Annotated in this window: 15 protein-coding genes; 9 read left to right on the top strand and 6 right to left on the bottom strand. The window is 70.4% G+C overall.

What is annotated here, in order from left to right; genetic code table 11:
* The first annotated feature begins 12 nt into the window (after positions 1-12).
* Both rlmN and LJB74_RS02610 read left to right on the top strand, forming a co-directional pair.
* On the top strand, positions 13-1,257 hold the full coding sequence (rlmN, locus tag LJB74_RS02615; RefSeq protein ID WP_396125109.1) for a 23S rRNA (adenine(2503)-C(2))-methyltransferase RlmN: 1,245 nt from the start codon (positions 13-15) through the stop codon (positions 1,255-1,257).
* Positions 1,257-1,808: a DivIVA domain-containing protein gene (locus LJB74_RS02610; protein ID WP_259307068.1), complete on the top strand. Its 552-nt coding sequence runs from the start codon at positions 1,257-1,259 to the stop codon at positions 1,806-1,808. Before rlmN ends, LJB74_RS02610 begins: the two co-directional genes overlap by 1 nt.
* Positions 1,809-1,823: 15 nt before the next feature.
* Here the strand turns inward: LJB74_RS02610 and LJB74_RS02605 are convergent, their stop codons facing one another.
* From LJB74_RS02605 to LJB74_RS02595, 3 genes are all read right to left on the bottom strand, one after another.
* Complete coding sequence (locus LJB74_RS02605; RefSeq protein ID WP_259307067.1) at positions 1,824-2,609, bottom strand: ABC transporter permease; 786 nt, start codon at positions 2,607-2,609, stop codon at positions 1,824-1,826.
* The gene (locus LJB74_RS02600; RefSeq protein WP_259307066.1) at positions 2,606-3,589 is read right to left on the bottom strand and encodes an ATP-binding cassette domain-containing protein; all 984 of its coding nucleotides are present in this window, start codon (positions 3,587-3,589) and stop codon (positions 2,606-2,608) included. Before LJB74_RS02600 ends, LJB74_RS02605 begins: the two co-directional genes overlap by 4 nt.
* A 63-nt stretch (positions 3,590-3,652) precedes the next feature.
* Entirely contained in the window at positions 3,653-4,423 is a 771-nt protein-coding gene (locus LJB74_RS02595) for a PadR family transcriptional regulator (RefSeq protein WP_259307065.1), read from the bottom strand.
* Between the two features lie 82 nt (positions 4,424-4,505).
* Between LJB74_RS02595 and dxr the strand changes: the two genes are divergently transcribed.
* Complete coding sequence (gene dxr, locus LJB74_RS02590) at positions 4,506-5,696, top strand: 1-deoxy-D-xylulose-5-phosphate reductoisomerase (protein WP_259307064.1); 1,191 nt, start codon at positions 4,506-4,508, stop codon at positions 5,694-5,696.
* A gap of 52 nt (positions 5,697-5,748) precedes the next feature.
* On the opposite strand, the gene LJB74_RS02585 is transcribed toward dxr, so the two are convergent.
* The 3 genes from LJB74_RS02585 to LJB74_RS02575 are packed head-to-tail and all read right to left on the bottom strand — an operon-like array spanning position 5,749 to position 9,040.
* The gene (locus LJB74_RS02585) at positions 5,749-7,167 is read right to left on the bottom strand and encodes an FAD-binding oxidoreductase (RefSeq protein WP_259307063.1); all 1,419 of its coding nucleotides are present in this window, start codon (positions 7,165-7,167) and stop codon (positions 5,749-5,751) included.
* Positions 7,164-8,567, bottom strand: coding sequence for an aspartate aminotransferase family protein (locus LJB74_RS02580; RefSeq protein ID WP_259307062.1), 1,404 nt, complete (start codon positions 8,565-8,567; stop codon positions 7,164-7,166). The genes LJB74_RS02585 and LJB74_RS02580 overlap by 4 nt, the downstream gene beginning before the upstream one ends.
* Positions 8,564-9,040 (bottom strand): Lrp/AsnC family transcriptional regulator, encoded by a 477-nt coding sequence (locus LJB74_RS02575; protein WP_259307061.1) that lies wholly within the window; start codon positions 9,038-9,040, stop codon positions 8,564-8,566. Before LJB74_RS02575 ends, LJB74_RS02580 begins: the two co-directional genes overlap by 4 nt.
* A gap of 211 nt (positions 9,041-9,251) precedes the next feature.
* Here LJB74_RS02575 and LJB74_RS02570 point away from each other — a divergent pair, with 211 nt between their 5' ends.
* From LJB74_RS02570 to LJB74_RS02545, 6 genes are all read left to right on the top strand, one after another.
* Positions 9,252-10,700, top strand: a complete 1,449-nt coding sequence (locus LJB74_RS02570) for a gamma-aminobutyraldehyde dehydrogenase (protein WP_259307060.1) — start codon at positions 9,252-9,254, stop codon at positions 10,698-10,700.
* 182 nt (positions 10,701-10,882) lie between these two features.
* Positions 10,883-12,133, top strand: a complete 1,251-nt coding sequence (locus LJB74_RS02565; protein ID WP_259307059.1) for a spermidine/putrescine ABC transporter substrate-binding protein — start codon at positions 10,883-10,885, stop codon at positions 12,131-12,133.
* Positions 12,133-13,281 (top strand): ABC transporter ATP-binding protein, encoded by a 1,149-nt coding sequence (locus tag LJB74_RS02560; protein ID WP_259307058.1) that lies wholly within the window; start codon positions 12,133-12,135, stop codon positions 13,279-13,281. Before LJB74_RS02565 ends, LJB74_RS02560 begins: the two co-directional genes overlap by 1 nt.
* A complete protein-coding gene (locus tag LJB74_RS02555; RefSeq protein ID WP_259307057.1) occupies positions 13,278-14,213 on the top strand; it encodes an ABC transporter permease in 936 nt (311 codons plus the stop codon). The genes LJB74_RS02560 and LJB74_RS02555 overlap by 4 nt, the downstream gene beginning before the upstream one ends.
* A 26-nt stretch (positions 14,214-14,239) precedes the next feature.
* A complete protein-coding gene (locus LJB74_RS02550; RefSeq protein WP_259310260.1) occupies positions 14,240-15,049 on the top strand; it encodes an ABC transporter permease in 810 nt (269 codons plus the stop codon).
* A gap of 65 nt (positions 15,050-15,114) precedes the next feature.
* Entirely contained in the window at positions 15,115-16,425 is a 1,311-nt protein-coding gene (locus tag LJB74_RS02545; RefSeq protein ID WP_259307056.1) for a saccharopine dehydrogenase family protein, read from the top strand.
* Positions 16,426-16,466: the final 41 nt, after the last annotated feature.

The raw sequence follows: 16,466 nt of genomic DNA, 5'->3' as shown, positions 1-16,466 counted from the left end.
ATCCTGGACCTGATGCCTGAGCCGACAGCACCTCCCACGCCCGAACGATCCGCCGCACCGAGCGGGGGCAGCCCTCGCACGCCGGCCGGACGCGCGGCCGCGCGTGCGCGACAGGTGCGCCCGGTGCCGATCGACGGCGGGGGTCCCGTCCCGTTGAGCTTCTCCACGTCGACGCGGGGCGCCCGTGGCAAACCGCCACGTCACTTCGTCGACCTGACGCCGGAGCAGCGGGCCGCTGCGGTCGCCGAGCTCGGGGAGAAGCCCTTCCGGACCAAGCAGCTCGCGACGCACTACTTCACCCACCTGACCGCCGACGCGGCTGAGATGACCGACCTCCCGCTCGCCACCCGCACCACGCTCGTGGCTGAGCTCTTCCCGAACCTGCTGACCGCTGCGCGCACCCTCACCGCCGACGCCGGGACCACCGTCAAGACGCTGTGGCACCTGTTCGACGCGGCGAAGGTCGAGTCGGTCCTCATGCGGTACCCGAACCGGACGACGTTGTGCGTCTCGAGCCAGGCGGGCTGTGGCATGGCGTGCCCGTTCTGCGCGACCGGGCAGCTTGGACTGACGCGGAACCTGTCGACCGCAGAGATCGTGGAGCAGGTGCGCTCGGCGGCCCGCTCGCTCGCGGACGGTGACATCCCGGGTGGACCGGCGCGGCTGAGCAACGTCGTCTTCATGGGGATGGGTGAGCCCCTCGCGAACTACCGCGCCGTGATGGAGACGGTCCGTCGGCTCGTCGCCCCGGCGCCTGACGGCTTCGGGATGTCGGCGCGGAACATCACCGTGTCGACCGTGGGGCTCGTTCCTGCGATGGACAGGCTCGCGCAGGAGGGCATCCCGGTCACGTTGGCGCTCTCGCTGCACGCGCCCGACGACGAGCTCCGGAGCGAGCTCGTGCCCGTCAACACGCGATGGAGCGTCGACGAGGCGCTCGACTCGGCACGGAACTACTTCGAGGTCACCGGTCGCCGGGTGTCGATCGAGTACGCGCTGATCAAGGACATGAACGACCACGCCTGGCGTGCGGACCTGCTCGGGACCAAGCTGAACGCCCGGGGGCGGGGATGGGTGCACGTGAACCCGATCCCGTTGAACCCGACCCCCGGGTCGATCTGGACGGCGAGCGATCCTGCTGTCGAGCGGGTCTTCGTGGAGCGTCTTCGGGCCCATGGGATCCCGACGACGGTGCGGGACACACGTGGGAGCGACATCGATGGGGCGTGCGGCCAGCTGGCCGCGGAGGAGGAATGATGGCGGGGATGTTCCGTACCGTGTCGCGGCTGCGCACCGGCTACGCGCCCGAGGACGTCGACGAGTTCTTCGACCACGCGCGCGAGGTCTACGAGAACGGTGTCGCGGGGGACCTGTCGGGTCACGACGTCCGGCTCGCCGCGTTCGACCTGGTGCGGGGAGGCTACTCGACGGCCGCGGTCGACGCGGCGCTCGATCGCCTCGAGGCGGCGTTCGTGGCCCGGGCGCGTGCCCAGAAGCTGGCGGCGGAGGGGCAGCAGGCGTGGATGAACCACCTCGCCGAGCAGGCCCGGTCGCTCTACGGGCGGCTGGGCCGGCCCGAGCGGCAACGGTTCGCCCCGGCCCAGCCTGGCCACCTCGGGTACGACATGGACGACGTCGACGCGCTGTGCCACCGGCTCACGGCCTACTTCGACCACGGTGACCCGCTCACCGCGCACGAGATCCGTTCCTCGACGTTCCGGCGACGCCACGGGGCGAGGGGATACGCCGAGGGACCGGTCGATGCGTTCTGCGCGCGTGCGATCGAGGTCCTGCTTGGCGTGGAGTGAGCCCGGCCTGATCTCTCAGCTGTTCTCGCGCCGGAACGTGCGTGTCCCGAACCACACACCGAGGATCACCAGCCCGATCGTGACCGCGTAGCCCCAGAGCGACTCGGCGGACGTCAGGTGGCCCAGGAACTCGGCACGGATCCCGTCGACCACGTGCTTGAGCGGGTTCGCGTCGCTCACGTGCTTGAGCCACGCCGGCGAGACGATGGGCAGCAGGATCCCGGACAGGAGCAGGAGCGGCAGCGCGATGCCGTTCAGCAGCGGCGCGAGGGCGTCCTCGCTCTTGACCGTGAGGGCCACCGCGTACGACGCCGAGGCGAAGGCCGCCCCCAGCAGCGCTGCCGAGAGCACACCGATCACGATCCCGAGGAGGGGCGCCCGGAGCCCGAGGAGGAAGCCCACGGCGCACAGCACGGTGCCCTGGACCGCGATCACCGCGACGTCTCGCAGGACACGCCCGAGCACGAGGGCCGACCGGGGCGCGGGCGTCACGCGCTCGGACTCGATGACCCCGTCACGCCACTCGGCGATGAGCCCGAAGCCGACGAACATCGCGCCGAACATCCCGAGCTGCACGAGGAGCCCCGGGACGAAGAACTGGTAGGCGTTGCCGACGCCGAGCTGTGCCTTGAGCGGCTCGAGCAGCGGCCCGAAGAGCGTCAGGTACAGGATCGGTTGAGCCAGTCCCATGACTGTCCAGACCGGGTTCCTCAGCGAGAGCCGCATCGCGCGGCGGAAGACCACCAGGGTGTCGTGGACGAAGGTGCTGCGGGTGCGTGCGAGCGAGTCGGTGGTCGTCATGCGGTGGCTCCGGCAGGGGTGGGGGCGGTCTCGCCGTCGCGCAGCGAACGGCCGGTCAGGGTGAGGAAGACGTCGTCGAGGGTCGGGCGGCGGAGCTCGACCGAGTCGAGTGCGACGCCGTCGTGGTCGAGGGATCGCAGCAGCCCGGCGAGCAGGGTCGCGCCGGCGGGGACGCGGACGACGATGGTGCGGTCCTTGGTGCCGACGAGGGTCGCGCCGGGGAGGGCTGCCGCAGCGGCCTCGGCTCGGGCGAGGTCTGCGTGCTGGGCGACGGTGAGGATGACGGCGTCGCCCGAGACGCGCCGCTTGAGCTCGTCCGGGCTGCCCTCGGCGACGATCGTGCCGTGGTCGATCACGAGGATGCGGTCGCACAGGGCGTCGGCCTCGTCGAGGTAGTGCGTCGTCAGGAACACGGTGCTTCCGCGGTCGTCGCGCAGGGCGCGGACGTGCTCCCAGAGGTTCGCGCGCGCCTGGGGGTCGAGCCCGGTGGTCGGCTCGTCGAGGAACACGAGTCGGGGGACGTGCACGAGCCCCATCGCGATGTCGAGCCTGCGGCGCTGCCCGCCGGAGAGCGACGAGCACGTGCGGTCCCAGAGCCCGTCCAGGTCCAGCTGCTCGAAGAGCTCCTTGCCGCGGGCGGTCGCGACGGCCTTGTCCTCGCCGTAGAGCAGGGCGTGGTCGACGACCTCTTCACCCGCACGGGCGTTCCCGGAGGTCGAGCCCGACTGGGCGACGTACCCGATACGGCGACGCACGCCGGCGGGGTCCCGGCGGAGGTCGAGTCCGGCGACCGTCGCCTCGCCGCGGGTCGGCTCGAGGAGGGTCGTGAGCATGCGGAGGGTGGTCGTCTTGCCGGCGCCGTTGGGGCCGAGGAACCCGACGATCTCCTCGGGCTGGACGTCCAGGTCGACGCCGCGCACCGCGTCGACGTCTCCTCGGCGGGTGCGGAAGGTGCGGGCCAGGCCGCGTGCGTGGATCATCCGGGGCTCCTTTCGTGAGGGCACCAGTATTCAGCGACGACTATTACTCGTCAAGGTTGACTATTACGCGTCTTTGCCGTGTGGGTCGTCTGACCCGTCCGGTTCGGGGAGGTCGTTCATCCCGGCTTCGGCACCGTGCTGTCGCGTTCCGGTCCCCGTCGCACCGTTCTCCGCGGCGCGGACGTCGCGCATGCCTCCGCCGGCGCCGGCGGCGACCGCCTCGGCGACCTGCTCCTCCGACGGGACCCAGTCGGGCTCCTCGCCGAAGAAGGCGTACGCACCGGAGCGGACCCGCGCGAGGTACTCCTCGCACCAGGAGAGCTCACCGGCGGATCGTGCCGCGAGCAGGCGCAGCGTCTCGGACGCCGAGGGCGGCGAGTCCCGTCGCGCGAGGAAGGCGGCGAGAGCGGCCGGGGCGGCCTCGACCTGCGCACGGAGGCCGTCGGCGTGCTCGCCGACCAGCGTGACGACCTCGTCCCGTGAGAGGGACGGGGCGAAGTTCACCGCGACGAGGAAGGCGATCGCGTCGTCGGGGTCGGATAGTGAGTCGCGAAGGAGGACGCCGAACATCGACTCGCCCGCGTCGGTGAGCTGGTACGACGTCCGCGCCGGCCGGGCGCCGCCCGCCGATGTGCGGACCTCCTCGAGCAGGCCTTGGGACGTCAGCGATCGCAACGCGTTGTAGATCGACCCCGGGTGCACGAACGCCCAGTCGTCGACGTGCCAGGACAGCAGCTCACGACGGATGAAGTAGCCGTGGACCGGCTGGAAGAGGCGCACGCACCCCAGGATCAGCAACCGGGTCGAGGAACCTGCGCGGTGACCGGGGGCCATGGCGCGAGTCTGTCACGGGTGAGCCGCGACGTGAGGGCACCGTCGTGTGCACGCCGGGACCCCGGGCAGGCAGACTGACGGGGTGAGTCAACGCACCGTCACCCTGCTCGGGTCCACGGGGTCGATCGGGACCCAGGCCATCGATGTCGTCACGCGTCATCCGGAGAGGTTCCGGGTCACCGGTCTCAGTGCCGGGGGAGCGGACCCCGAGGCTCTCGCCCACCAGGCCGCCGTGCTCGGCGTCACGACGGTGGCGATCGCCGACGCCCGCAGCGTGCCACGCCTGCGCGAGGCCCTGTCCGGTCGTGGTGCCGCCGACGTCGCGATTCTCTCCGGTGCCACCGCCGCGACCGAGCTGGCCGGTCGTGGTGCCGACGTCGTGCTCAACGGCATCACCGGGTCCGTCGGGCTCGGACCCACGTTGGCGGCTCTCGCTGCCGGGTCGACCCTCGCGCTCGCGAACAAGGAGTCGCTGGTGGTCGGCGGCGCCCTGGTGCACGCCGCGATGGTCCGGGACGACCAGATCGTGCCGGTCGACTCCGAGCACTCGGCGATCGCCCAGGCGCTGCGGTCCGGCCGTCACGACCTGCGCCGGGGCTCGACCGGGGCGACCGAGGTCAGACGGTTGATCCTCACCGCCTCCGGAGGCCCTTTCCGCGGGCGGATGCGCGACGAGCTCAAGCCTGTCACCCCGCAGGAGGCGTTGGCGCACCCCACCTGGTCGATGGGGCCGGTCGTGACGATCAACTCGGCGACGCTCATGAACAAGGGTCTCGAGCTGATCGAGGCGCACCTGCTCTTCGGGGTGCCGGCCGCGGACATCCAGGTCGTCGTCCATCCGCAGTCGGTGGTCCACTCGATGGTCGAGTTCGTCGACGGCTCGACGATCGCGCAGGCGTCCCCGCCGGACATGCGGCTGCCGATCGCCCTCGGGCTGTCCTGGCCCGACCGGCTCGACCCTGTCGTCCCGCCGTGCGACTGGACGACAGCGACGAGCTGGACGTTCGAGCCGCTCGACGAGGAGGCCTTCCCTGCGGTCGCTCTCGCGCGGGCCGCTCTGGCGGCCTCGCCCACCCATCCTGCGGTGTACAACGCGGCCAACGAGGAGTGCGTGGCGGCCTTCCTCGCCGGCCGGATCGGCTTCCTCGACATCGTCGACACGGTGGCACGCGTCCTCGAGCGGCACGAGGCCTCCGGGGCGGGCCTTGCCGAGGTGCTCGCCGCGGAGACCTGGGCGAGGACGACCGCCCAGGAGTTCCTCGCCCGGGTGTGAGCCGAGCCGGTCCGTCCCGCGGCGCTGTGTCACCGGCGAGCCTGCCGAACCGCTACCCGCCGGTGAGCCTGCCGAGGCCACGCGCGAGCACGCTCGCACGTCCGGTGGCTCGCTCCTCGGCATCGGCCGCCGTCGCGACCCGCAGGCCCAGGTTGATCCCGGTCCACCGCAGGGGTTCGGGCTCCCACGCAGGGGACCGGTGCCCGACCCATGGCAGGTGCGTCAGCGGGGTGTCCTGACCGAGGACGAGGTCCGCCAGCGTCCGACCTGCGAGGTTGGACGTCGCGACACCGTCGCCGACGTACCCGCCGGCCCAGCCGATCCCCGTCGTCGGGTCCAGACCGACCGAGGCGTGCCAGTCCCGCGCGATCCCGAGCGGTCCGCCCCAGCGGTGCGTGATCTCCGCGTCGGCCACGTCCGGGAAGAGATCGACCAGCGTGCTGCGCAGGTGGGCGAACACCTGCGGGTCCTGGTCGAAGTCCGCGTGGATCCGTGACCCGCGGTGGTAGGGGGCACCGCGCCCGCCGAACGCGAGACGGTCGTCGGCGGTTCGCTGGCCATAGATGATCAGGTGGCGGTGGTCGGAGAACGTCTCACCGCGAGCCAGCCCGATCTGCTCCCACACCTCGGCGGGCAACGGCTCGGTCGCGACCATCAGCGAGTACACGGGCACCACGTCGCGCTCGCTGCCCGGCAGCTGCGAGGTCCACGCCTCGGTCGCGCGGATGACGTGCTGCGCCCGGACGGTCCCGTGGTCCGTGACGACCGCGCGCGGCGACAACCGCAGGGCGCGCGTGCCCTCGACGATCCGTACCCCGCGCTGCTCGACGACGTCGGCGAGCGACCTCACGAGACGGCCGGGGTGCAGGCGCGCGCAGTCGGGGGTGAACGACGCACCGATCGCCCCTGCCGCGCGCACGTGCTCGCGCGTGGCCTCGATGTCGAGCAGCGTGACCTCGTCCCCCCAGATGGCGGCCTCGGCCGCCTCGGCGCGGGCGCGTGCGAGCTGGGCCTCGGACCGCGCGAGCTGCACCGTGCCACCGATGGCGAAGTCGCACGCGATCCCCTCGGCGGCGGCGACGCCACCGACCTCGACCACCGCGTCCCGCATGGCCGAGCGCATCGCCCGGGCCGCCTGGAGGCCGTGCTCGCGTGCGATGGCCGCGGCAGAGGTGGGCAGCAGCGCCGAGCACCACCCGCCGTTGCGCCCGCTCGCACCGAAGCCGGCGATCTCCTGCTCGACCACGACCACCTGGAGGCCCGGGTCGAGCTCGGTCAGGTAGTACGCGGTCCACAGCCCGGTGAACCCGGCGCCGACGATCACGACGTCGGCCTCGGTGTCCCCGTCGAGCGGGGCACGCGGGACGAGCAGGTCGCCGTCGCCCGCACGCTGGTCGAACCAGAGCGAGAGCGTCGAGTACGGCCGGTTGCCGCCGACCACGTGGGTCGGCGTCCGGGAGTGACGCGTCACAGGCGTGACCACGCCTCGGTGAGCACCGACCGGAGGATCTGCTCGATCTCGTCGAACTCCGCCGGACCGCAGGTCAGCGGCGGTGCGAGCTGGACCACCGGGTCACCGCGGTCGTCCGCACGGCAGTACAGGCCGGCGTCGAACAGCGCCTTGGAGAGGAACCCGCGGAGCAGGCGCTCGCTCTCGTCGTCGTCGAACGTCTCGCGCGTCACCTTGTCCTTGACGAGCTCGATCCCGTAGAAGTAGCCGTCCCCGCGGACGTCGCCGACGATCGGCAGGTCGAGGAGCTTCTCGAGCGTCCGACGGAAGATCGGCCCGTTCTCGTGCACGCGGTCGGTCAGCTTCTCGCGCTCGAAGATGTCGAGGTTCGCCATCGCGACAGCGGCGGACACCGGGTGACCGCCGAACGTGTACCCGTGGTAGAAGGTCGTCGACCCGTGGCGGAACGGCTCGAACAGCCGGTCGGACGCGATCATCGCGCCGATCGGCGAGTAGCCCGACGTCAGGCCCTTGGCGCACGTGATCATGTCCGGGACGTACCCGTAGTCGTTGCACGCGAAGATCTCGCCGATGCGGCCGAAGGCGCAGATCGTCTCGTCGGAGACGAGGAGGACGTCGTGAGCGTCGCAGATCTCCCGTACGCGCTCGAAGTACCCCGGCGGCGGCGGGAAGCACCCGCCGGAGTTCTGCACCGGCTCGAGGAACACCGCTGCGACGGTCTCGGCGCCCTCGAACTCGATGGCCTCCTCGATCCGGTTCGCTGCCCACAGGCCGAAGGCCTTCGGGTCGTGGCGCAGCTCCTCCGGTCCTCGGTAGATGTTCGTGTTGGGCACCTTGTGCGCGCCGGGCACGAGCGGCTCGAACGGGGCCTTCATGCCGGGGATCCCGGTGATGGACAGGGCGCCCTGCGGGGTGCCGTGGTAGGCGACGGCCCGCGAGATGACCTTGTACTTGGTCGGCTGGCCCATGAGCTTCCAGTACTGCTTGGCGAGCTTCCACGCGGTCTCGACGGCCTCGCCGCCACCGGTCGTGAAGAAGACCCGGTTGAGGTCGCCGGGGGCGTGGTGCGCGAGGCGCTCCGCAAGGTCGATCGCCTGCGGGTGCGCGTAGGACCACAGCGGGAAGAACGCGAGCTCGGACGCCTGCTCGCGGGCGCGCTCGGCGAGCTCGACCCGGCCGTGGCCCGCCTGCACGACGAACAGCCCCGACAGTCCGTCGATGTAGCGTCGGCCGGCGTCGTCCCAGATGTGGTGCCCTTCCCCGCGGACGATCGTCGGGACGTCGCTCGTCTCCCAGACGCTCTGACGCGTGAAGTGCCCCCACAGGTGGTCCCGCGCGGCCTGCGGCCGGGGGGTACCGAACGGCGTCGTGCCGGCGTGCGCGGACGGGCTGGTACTCATCTGGTCCCCCAGTTGTAGAGCTGCTTGCGGAGCTTGAGGTAGACGAACGTCTCGGTCGCCTGGACGCCGGGGAGCGACCGCACCCGCTCGTCGAGGACCTCGAGGAGGTGGGCGTCGTCCTCGCAGACGACCTCGATCAGCAGGTCGAAGCCGCCGGCGCAGATGACGACGTAGTCGACCTCCGCGAGAGCAGCCAGGGAGTCGGCCAGCGTGCGCAGGTCCCCGGAGGCGCGGATGCCGATCATCGCCTGGCGGGAGAAGCCCACCTGGGTCGGGTCGGTGACCGCGACGATCTGCATGACGCCCGTGTCGATCAGGCGCTGGACCCGTTGTCGGACGGCGGCCTCCGAGAGCCCGACCGCTCGACCGATGGTGGCGTATGGTCGGCGACCATCCTCCTGGAGCTGTTCGACGATCGCCTTCGAGACGTCGTCGAGCGCGGGGGGCGTGGTCCCGTTGTGGCGTGGCTTCACCGCTTGATGGTGCCTCGGAGAGGTTCGCTGCGCAAGCGATTCCGTCGAACCGGGCCGATGGAACTGCGAAATCCATGTAACTTCTTCGTTTCAACCGTTGATTTCGGCGAGATCGGCGTTAACCTGCTGACAGCGGGGCAAAGACGCCCCGAGTGCGCTGCCGCACGACCCGCCAGAGGATCCCCGTAGGACCGTCACGAAGGAGCCAGCCGTGGCCGAGGCCAGCACATCCCTGCTCAGGTTCGAGAACTTCATCGGCGGCAGGCATGTACCCGCCGCCGAGGGACGGACGTCGGAGGTCATCGATCCGACGACCGGTGAGGCCTACGCGACCGCACCGGTGTCGGGCGCCGCCGATGTCGACGCGGCGATGCGCGCCGCGTCGTCGGCCTTCGAGGTCTGGCGTGAGACCACGCCGGGAGAGCGCCAGCTCGCCCTGCTGCGGTTCGCCGACGCGATCGACGCACGGGCCCAGGAGTTCGTCGACGTCGAGTCGAAGGACACCGGGAAGCCACTCGGTCTGACGGCCACCGAGGAGGTCCCGCTCTGCGGCGACCAGCTCCGGTTCTTCGCCGGTGCGGCGCGGATCCTCGAGGGGGCGTCCGCCGGTGAGTACATGCGGGGATTCACGTCGTACGTCCGGCGCGAGCCGATCGGCGTGTGTGCCCAGGTCACCCCCTGGAACTACCCCCTGATGATGGCGGTCTGGAAGATCGCCCCGGCGCTCGCGGCCGGGAACGCCGTGGTCCTCAAGCCGTCGGACACCACGCCCGCCTCGACGCTCCTGCTCGCCGAGGTCGCCGCGGAGTTCCTGCCAGAAGGCACCTTCAACGTCGTGTGCGGCGACCGTGACTCGGGTCGCGCGCTCGTCGACCACCCCGTCCCCGGGATGGTGTCGATCACCGGGTCCGTGCGTGCGGGGATGGAGGTCGCCGGCAGCGCCGCGCGCGACGTCAAGCGGGTCCACCTCGAGCTGGGCGGCAAGGCGCCGGTCGTCGTGTTCGCCGACGCGGACCTCGCGGCGGCGGCGGAGGCGATCGCCCTCGGCGGCTACTTCAACGCGGGGCAGGACTGCACGGCCGCGACGCGCATCCTCGTGCAGGCCTCGGTGCACGACGAGTTCGTCGCCGCGCTCGCGGAGCAGGCACGTGGCCAGCGCACCGGGATGCCCGACGACCCGGCGGTCGCGTTCGGTCCGCTCAACAACGCGGCCCAGCTCGACCGCGTGCAGGGCTTCCTCGACCGGTTGCCGGACCACGCCGAGATCGTGGTCGGTGGCGGTCGCGTCGGTACCCACGGGTACTTCCACGAGGCCACCGTGGTGGACGGCCTGCACCAGGACGACGAGGCGATCCAGACCGAGATCTTCGGTCCGGTCATCACGGTGCAGACGTTCCGCGACGAGGCCGAGGCGCTGATCCTCGCGAACGGCGTGCAGTACGCGCTGGCGAGCTCCGTCTGGACCAAGGACCACGGGACGGCCCTGCGGATGTCCAAGGGGCTCGACTTCGGCGTGGTCTGGATCAACACGCACATCCCGTTCGTCTCCGAGATGCCGCACGGCGGGTTCAAGCACTCCGGCTACGGCAAGGACCTGTCCATGTACGGGTTCGAGGACTACACCAGGATCAAGCACGTGATGAGCTCGCTGGACGCCTGACCCGCCTCCTGCCTGGGCCGCGGTAATCGTCGCGAATGTTCCAGGCAGGAAACCATTTCGTTGCAGACGTGTACACAGACGACGGATTCTCTTGTCGGACGCCACATCTGCTGCAACGATCCGCAACGAGACCCGTTCATGGACGAAGTGACCGCCGCACCATCCGTCGACAGGAGCACCCGATGACCCCCCACCGCATGCAGCCGCCCGAGGACCCGATGCTCCAGGAGCTCGTCCGGCAGGCCACTGCCGCGCGCGCCCAGGCGGCAGCCCGCACCGTCTCCCGACGGACCGTTCTCGGCGGCGCTCTCGGCATCGGCGGCGCAGCCCTGCTGGCTGCGTGCGGCACCGGCGGGACCACGTCCCCGACGGCGTCGGCCGCCGCCGTCAAGGACGTCTCGGACACCGACAAGACGGTGCACTGGGCGAACTGGACGTTGTACCTCGACTACGACGACAAGACCAAGACGTACCCGACGCTCGAGGCGTTCACCAAGCAGACCGGTATCAAGGTCACGTACGCCGAGGACATCGACGACAACAACACGTACTTCGGCAAGATCCAGGCCCAGCTCTCGAACCACCAGGACATCGGCCAGGACATCGTGGTGTTCACGGACTGGATGGCCTCGCGGATGATCCGCCTGGGCTACGCCCAGAAGCTCGACCACGCGAACATCCCGAACTGGAAGAACCTCCTGCCGGACCTCCAGAAGGTCGACTTCGACAACGGCCGCAACTACTCGCTCACGTGGCAGTCGGGCTTCGCCGGCATCGCGTGGACCAAGGACAAGGTCCCCGGCGGGATCGGGACCGTCTCCGACCTCTGGAAGCCGGAGTTCAAGGGCCGCATCGAGGTCCTCTCGGAGATGCGCGACACGATGGGCCTGATCATGCTCGACCAGGGCGTGGACATCACCGGCAAGTGGGGCGACAACGAGTTCAACGCGGCGCTCGACGTCCTCAAGGCGCAGATCAGCTCGGGCCAGATCCGTCAGGTCAAGGGCAACTCCTACAAGGAGGACCTGATCTCGGGTGACGCCGTGGCGGTGATCGGCTGGTCGGGCGACATCACGCAGATCAACTTCGAGCAGGGCGACAAGTGGGAGTTCAAGCTGCCCGAGGCCGGCGGCACGCTCTGGAGCGACAACCTCATGGTGCCGATCGCGGCGACGCACAAGAAGAACGCCGAGACCCTCATGAACTACTACTACGAGCCCGAGGTGGCCGCCACGGTCGCCGCCTACGTCAACTACATCTGCCCGGTCGAGGGGGCCAAGGAGGCGATGGCGTCGATCGACAGCACCCTCGTCGACAACGAGCTGATCTTCCCGAGCGCGAGCACGCTCGCCAAGGCGCACGTGTTCCGCACGCTGACCTCGGACGAGGAGACGCGGTACAACAAGGCGTTCCTCGCCGTGATCGGGGCCTGATGGGAGTCGTTGGCGCCGGGGCCGAGTCCGGAGCGGACCTCGAGCTCATCCGGGTCACCAAGGAGTTCGGCGCCTTCACTGCGGTCGACGACCTCACCCTGACCATCCCCTCGGGATCGTTCTTCGCGCTCCTGGGACCGTCGGGGTGCGGGAAGACGACGACGCTGCGCATGGTCGCCGGTCTCGAGCGGCCGTCGGCGGGCCAGATCCGCATCGGCGGGAAGGACATCACCGCCACCAAGGCGTACCAGCGGCCGGTGAACACGGTGTTCCAGAGCTACGCGTTGTTCCCGCACCTGACCGTGCTGGAGAACGTCGCGTTCGGGCTGCGCCGGACCCACGCGAAGGATGCGCTGGCGAAGGCGGGCGACGGTCTCGACCTCGTCGAGCTCCGTCACCTCGCCGACCGCAAGCCGTCCCAGCTCTCCGGCGGGCAGCAGCAGCGCGTGGCGCTTGCCCGAGCGCTCGTGAACAGCCCGGCGGTGCTGCTGCTCGACGAGCCTCTCGGCGCGCTCGACCTCAAGCTGCGACGGCAGATGCAGGTCGAGCTCAAGCGGATCCAGACCGAGGTCGGGCTGACGTTCGTGCACGTGACCCACGACCAGGAGGAGGCCATGACGATGGCCGACACGGTCGCGGTGATGAACGCCGGGCGCGTCGAGCAGATGGGCGCGCCCGCCGAGCTCTACGAGCTGCCGCGCACGGCGTTCGTGGCGAACTTCCTCGGGCAGTCGAACCTCCTCGGAGGAACCGTCGTCGAGCGTGGCGACGTGCTCGGTGTCGACGTCGCCGGGACCCGCATCCAGGTCCCGGCCGCCCGTGCCGTCTCGCACGACGGCAACGTCCTGGTCGGGGTCCGACCCGAGAAGGTCATGATCCTGACCGAACGGGACCCGCTGCCTCCGGGCTGCAACGTCCTCGGTCCCGGCACCGTCGTCGACGTGTCGTTCAGCGGGGTCAGCACGCAGTACCAGGTGATGCTCCCGGGCCTGGGGACGTTCGGGGTCTTCGTGCAGAACCTCGTCGGGGGCGCCACCATCGCCTGGGGCGACACGGTGCGGCTCGCCTGGCAGACCGGCTTCACGTTCGGCCTCGACGGGCACGACGACGTCAGCTCGGGCGCGCTGGCGCTGGACGGGGTCGCATGAGCATCGCCGCAGCACTCAGCCAGGGTGCCGAAGAAGGTCCCGTCGGTGGGGCGCCGGCAGCGGTAGCGACCAAGCCCGCGCGCAGCGGCGCCTACCTGATGCTCCTGCCCGGCCTCGCCTACCTGGTCGTGTTCTTCGTCCTGCCGGTGTTCTCGTTGCTCGCGACCTCGCTGTACGTCCCGGTGCCCGGAGGGGACATCGGTCAGTTCGAGCCCGCGTTCCACTGGCAGAACTACGTGACGTCGCTCCAGGAGTTCTGGCCGCAGATCGTCCGGTCGTTCGTGTTCGCGATCATCGCCACCCTGGCGGCTCTGGTGATCGGGTACCCGATCGCCTACGTGATCGCGGTGCGAGCGCGGGGGAAGACCTTCCTCCAGGGCATGCTGCTCGTGCTCCTCATCGCCCCGTTCTTCACGAGCTTCATCCTCCGGACGATCGCCTGGAAGCAGATCCTCGCGGACGACTCGTTCGTCGTCCACGCGATGAAGTGGCTGCACCTGCTGCCGCCCGACGGCCGGCTGACCGCGACCGCGTTCGCCGTGGTCGCCGGCCTGACCTACAACTTCCTGCCGTTCATGGCGCTGCCGATCTACGCGAGCCTCGAACGGATGGACTCCCGCCTCCTCGAGGCCGGGGGCGACCTGTACGCCAACGGTCCGACGACCTTCTGGCGCGTGACCCTGCCGCTGTCGATGCCCGGCGTCGTGTCGGGGACGCTGCTGACCTTCATCCCGGCCTCCGGCGACTACGTCAACGCGGTCCTGCTCGGCAACCCGACGAGCACCGCGATGGTCGGCCAGATCATCGACTCGCGCTTCTTCGTGGTGAACGACTACCCGACGGCCTCGGTGCTCTCGGTCGTCCTGATGGTCGCGATCCTCATCCTCGTCGGGCTGTACGTCCGACGCGCCGGTACGGAGGACCTGCTGTGAGCGCCGTGACCGCTGCGAACCCGACCATGACCCGGCGTCGGCGGCGGTGGTCGCTCGGCGAGGTGATCGTCCCGGTGTTCGCGGGCATCGCCTTCATCTACCTCATGGTGCCGATCGGCTACACCGTGGCCTTCTCGTTCAACAACGCCGGGAAGTCGAACCTGATCTGGAAGGGCTTCACCCTCGACGCCTGGAAGAACCCGTGCGGTGCGCCGCAGGTGTGCGAGGCGTTCGGCAACTCCCTCAAGGTCGGCATCCTCGCCACCGTGATCTCCACGATCCTCGGGACGCTCATCGCGCTCGCGCTGGTGCGCTACAAGTTCCGTGGCCGGGCGCTCGCGAACCTGCTGATCTTCCTGCCGATGTCCACCCCCGAGGTCGTCCTCGGTGCGGCGCTGCTCGCCCAGTTCCTCGCGCTGCGCGTGCAGCCGGGCTTCGGCACCGTGGTCATCGCGCACATCATGTTCTGCATCTCGTTCGTCGTCGTGACGGTCAAGGCACGGGTCGCCAGCCTCGACCCGAAGCTCGAGGAAGCCGCGGCAGACCTCTACGCCTCGAACTGGCAGGCGTTCTGGAAGGTCACGTTCCCGCTGCTCGTCCCGGGCATCGCGGCCGCCGCGCTGCTCGCGTTCTCCCTGAGCTTCGACGACTTCATCATCACGAACTTCAACTCGGGCAACTTCACGACGTTCCCGAAGTTCGTGTACGTGTCCGCGACGCGAGGCATCCCCCCGCAGGCGAACGTCATCGGGTCGTCCATGTTCGCCCTCGCGCTGATCCTCGTCGTCGCGATCCAGGTCATCGCGGCGGCCCGGCGCCGCGCGGCCCGGCGCTAGTCGGCACGGCGTCAATCGGCACGATCCCGCCGGGTCGACGACCCGGCCGTCAAGAAGGAGCTCAGATGCGCATCCTGGTCGTCGGCAGCGGCGGGGTCGGTGACGCGGTCGCACGGATCGCGGCCCGGCGGGACTTCTTCGAGGTGATGGTCGTCGCCGACGTGAACCTCGCGCGCGCCGAGCGCACCGTCGAGGCAGCGCGGGCCGGGCGTGCGCGCGGCGCCGCGACGGCAGGGGAGCCGGGCGACGAGAGGTTCATCGCGGAGACCGTCGACGCGTCCGACGCGGCCGCGATCACCGCGCTGGCCCGCCGGTACGCCATCACGCACGTGCTCAACGCCGTGGACCCGAGGTTCGTGCTCCCGGTGTTCGAGGGGGCGCTCGCGGCCGGTGCGGACTACCTCGACATGGCGATGTCCCTGTCCCGACCGGACCCCGAGCAGCCCTACGCGCGAACCGGGGTCAAGCTCGGCGACGAGCAGTTCGGGCAGGCCCAGCAGTGGGAGGACGCCGGACGTCTCGCCCTGGTCGGGATGGGGGTCGAACCGGGTCTGTCCGACGTGTTCGCGCGGTACGCGACCGACCACCTGTTCTCCACCGTCGACGAGCTCGGCACCCGGGACGGTGCGGACCTCGAAGTCCTCGACGACGACGGCAACCCCGTGTTCGCCCCGTCGTTCTCGATCTGGACCACGATCGAGGAGTGCCTGAACCCGCCGGTGATCTGGGAGGCCGACCGTGGCTGGTACACGGTCCCGCCGTTCACCGAGCCCGAGGTCTTCGTGTTCCCCGAGGGGATCGGCCCGGTCGAGTGCGTGCACGTGGAGCACGAGGAGGTGCTCCTCATGCCGCGGTGGCTCGACGCGCGCAAGGTGACGTTCAAGTACGGGCTCGGCGAGGAGTTCATCGGCGTGCTGCGCACCCTGCACACGCTCGGTCTCGACAGCACGGCACCGGTGCGGGTCCGGTCTGCGGATCCCGAGCACCCCGGACCGGTGGCGGTCAGCCCGCGGGACGTCGTCGCGGCCGTGCTGCCCGACCCGGCGACGCTCGGGCCGCGGATGCGGGGCAAGACGTGTGCGGGTCTGCTCGTGACGGGCACCGGGCCGGATGGCGCCGCGCGTGAGGTCTACCTGTACCACGTGGTCGACAACGCGTGGTCGATGGCGGAGTACGGCGCCCAGTGCGTCGTCTGGCAGACGGCCGTCAACCCGGTCGTCGCTCTCGAGCTGCTCGCGACCGGGGTGTGGTCCGGGTCCGGGGTGCTCGGGCCGGAGGCCTTCGACGCGGTGCCGTTCCTCGACCTGCTCCGCGCACCGGAGCCGGCCGGCTTCGGGTCACCGTGGGGCATGGAAGAGCGCGAACCGCGGGGCTGACCGGTAACCCGAGGCCTCGGCGCCGATGACCGGCGTCAGCG

The organism is Cellulomonas sp. P24, from assembly GCF_024704385.1.
Classification (GTDB): domain Bacteria; phylum Actinomycetota; class Actinomycetes; order Actinomycetales; family Cellulomonadaceae; genus JAJDFX01.
This window is presented reverse-complemented; position numbering and strand designations above follow the sequence as displayed.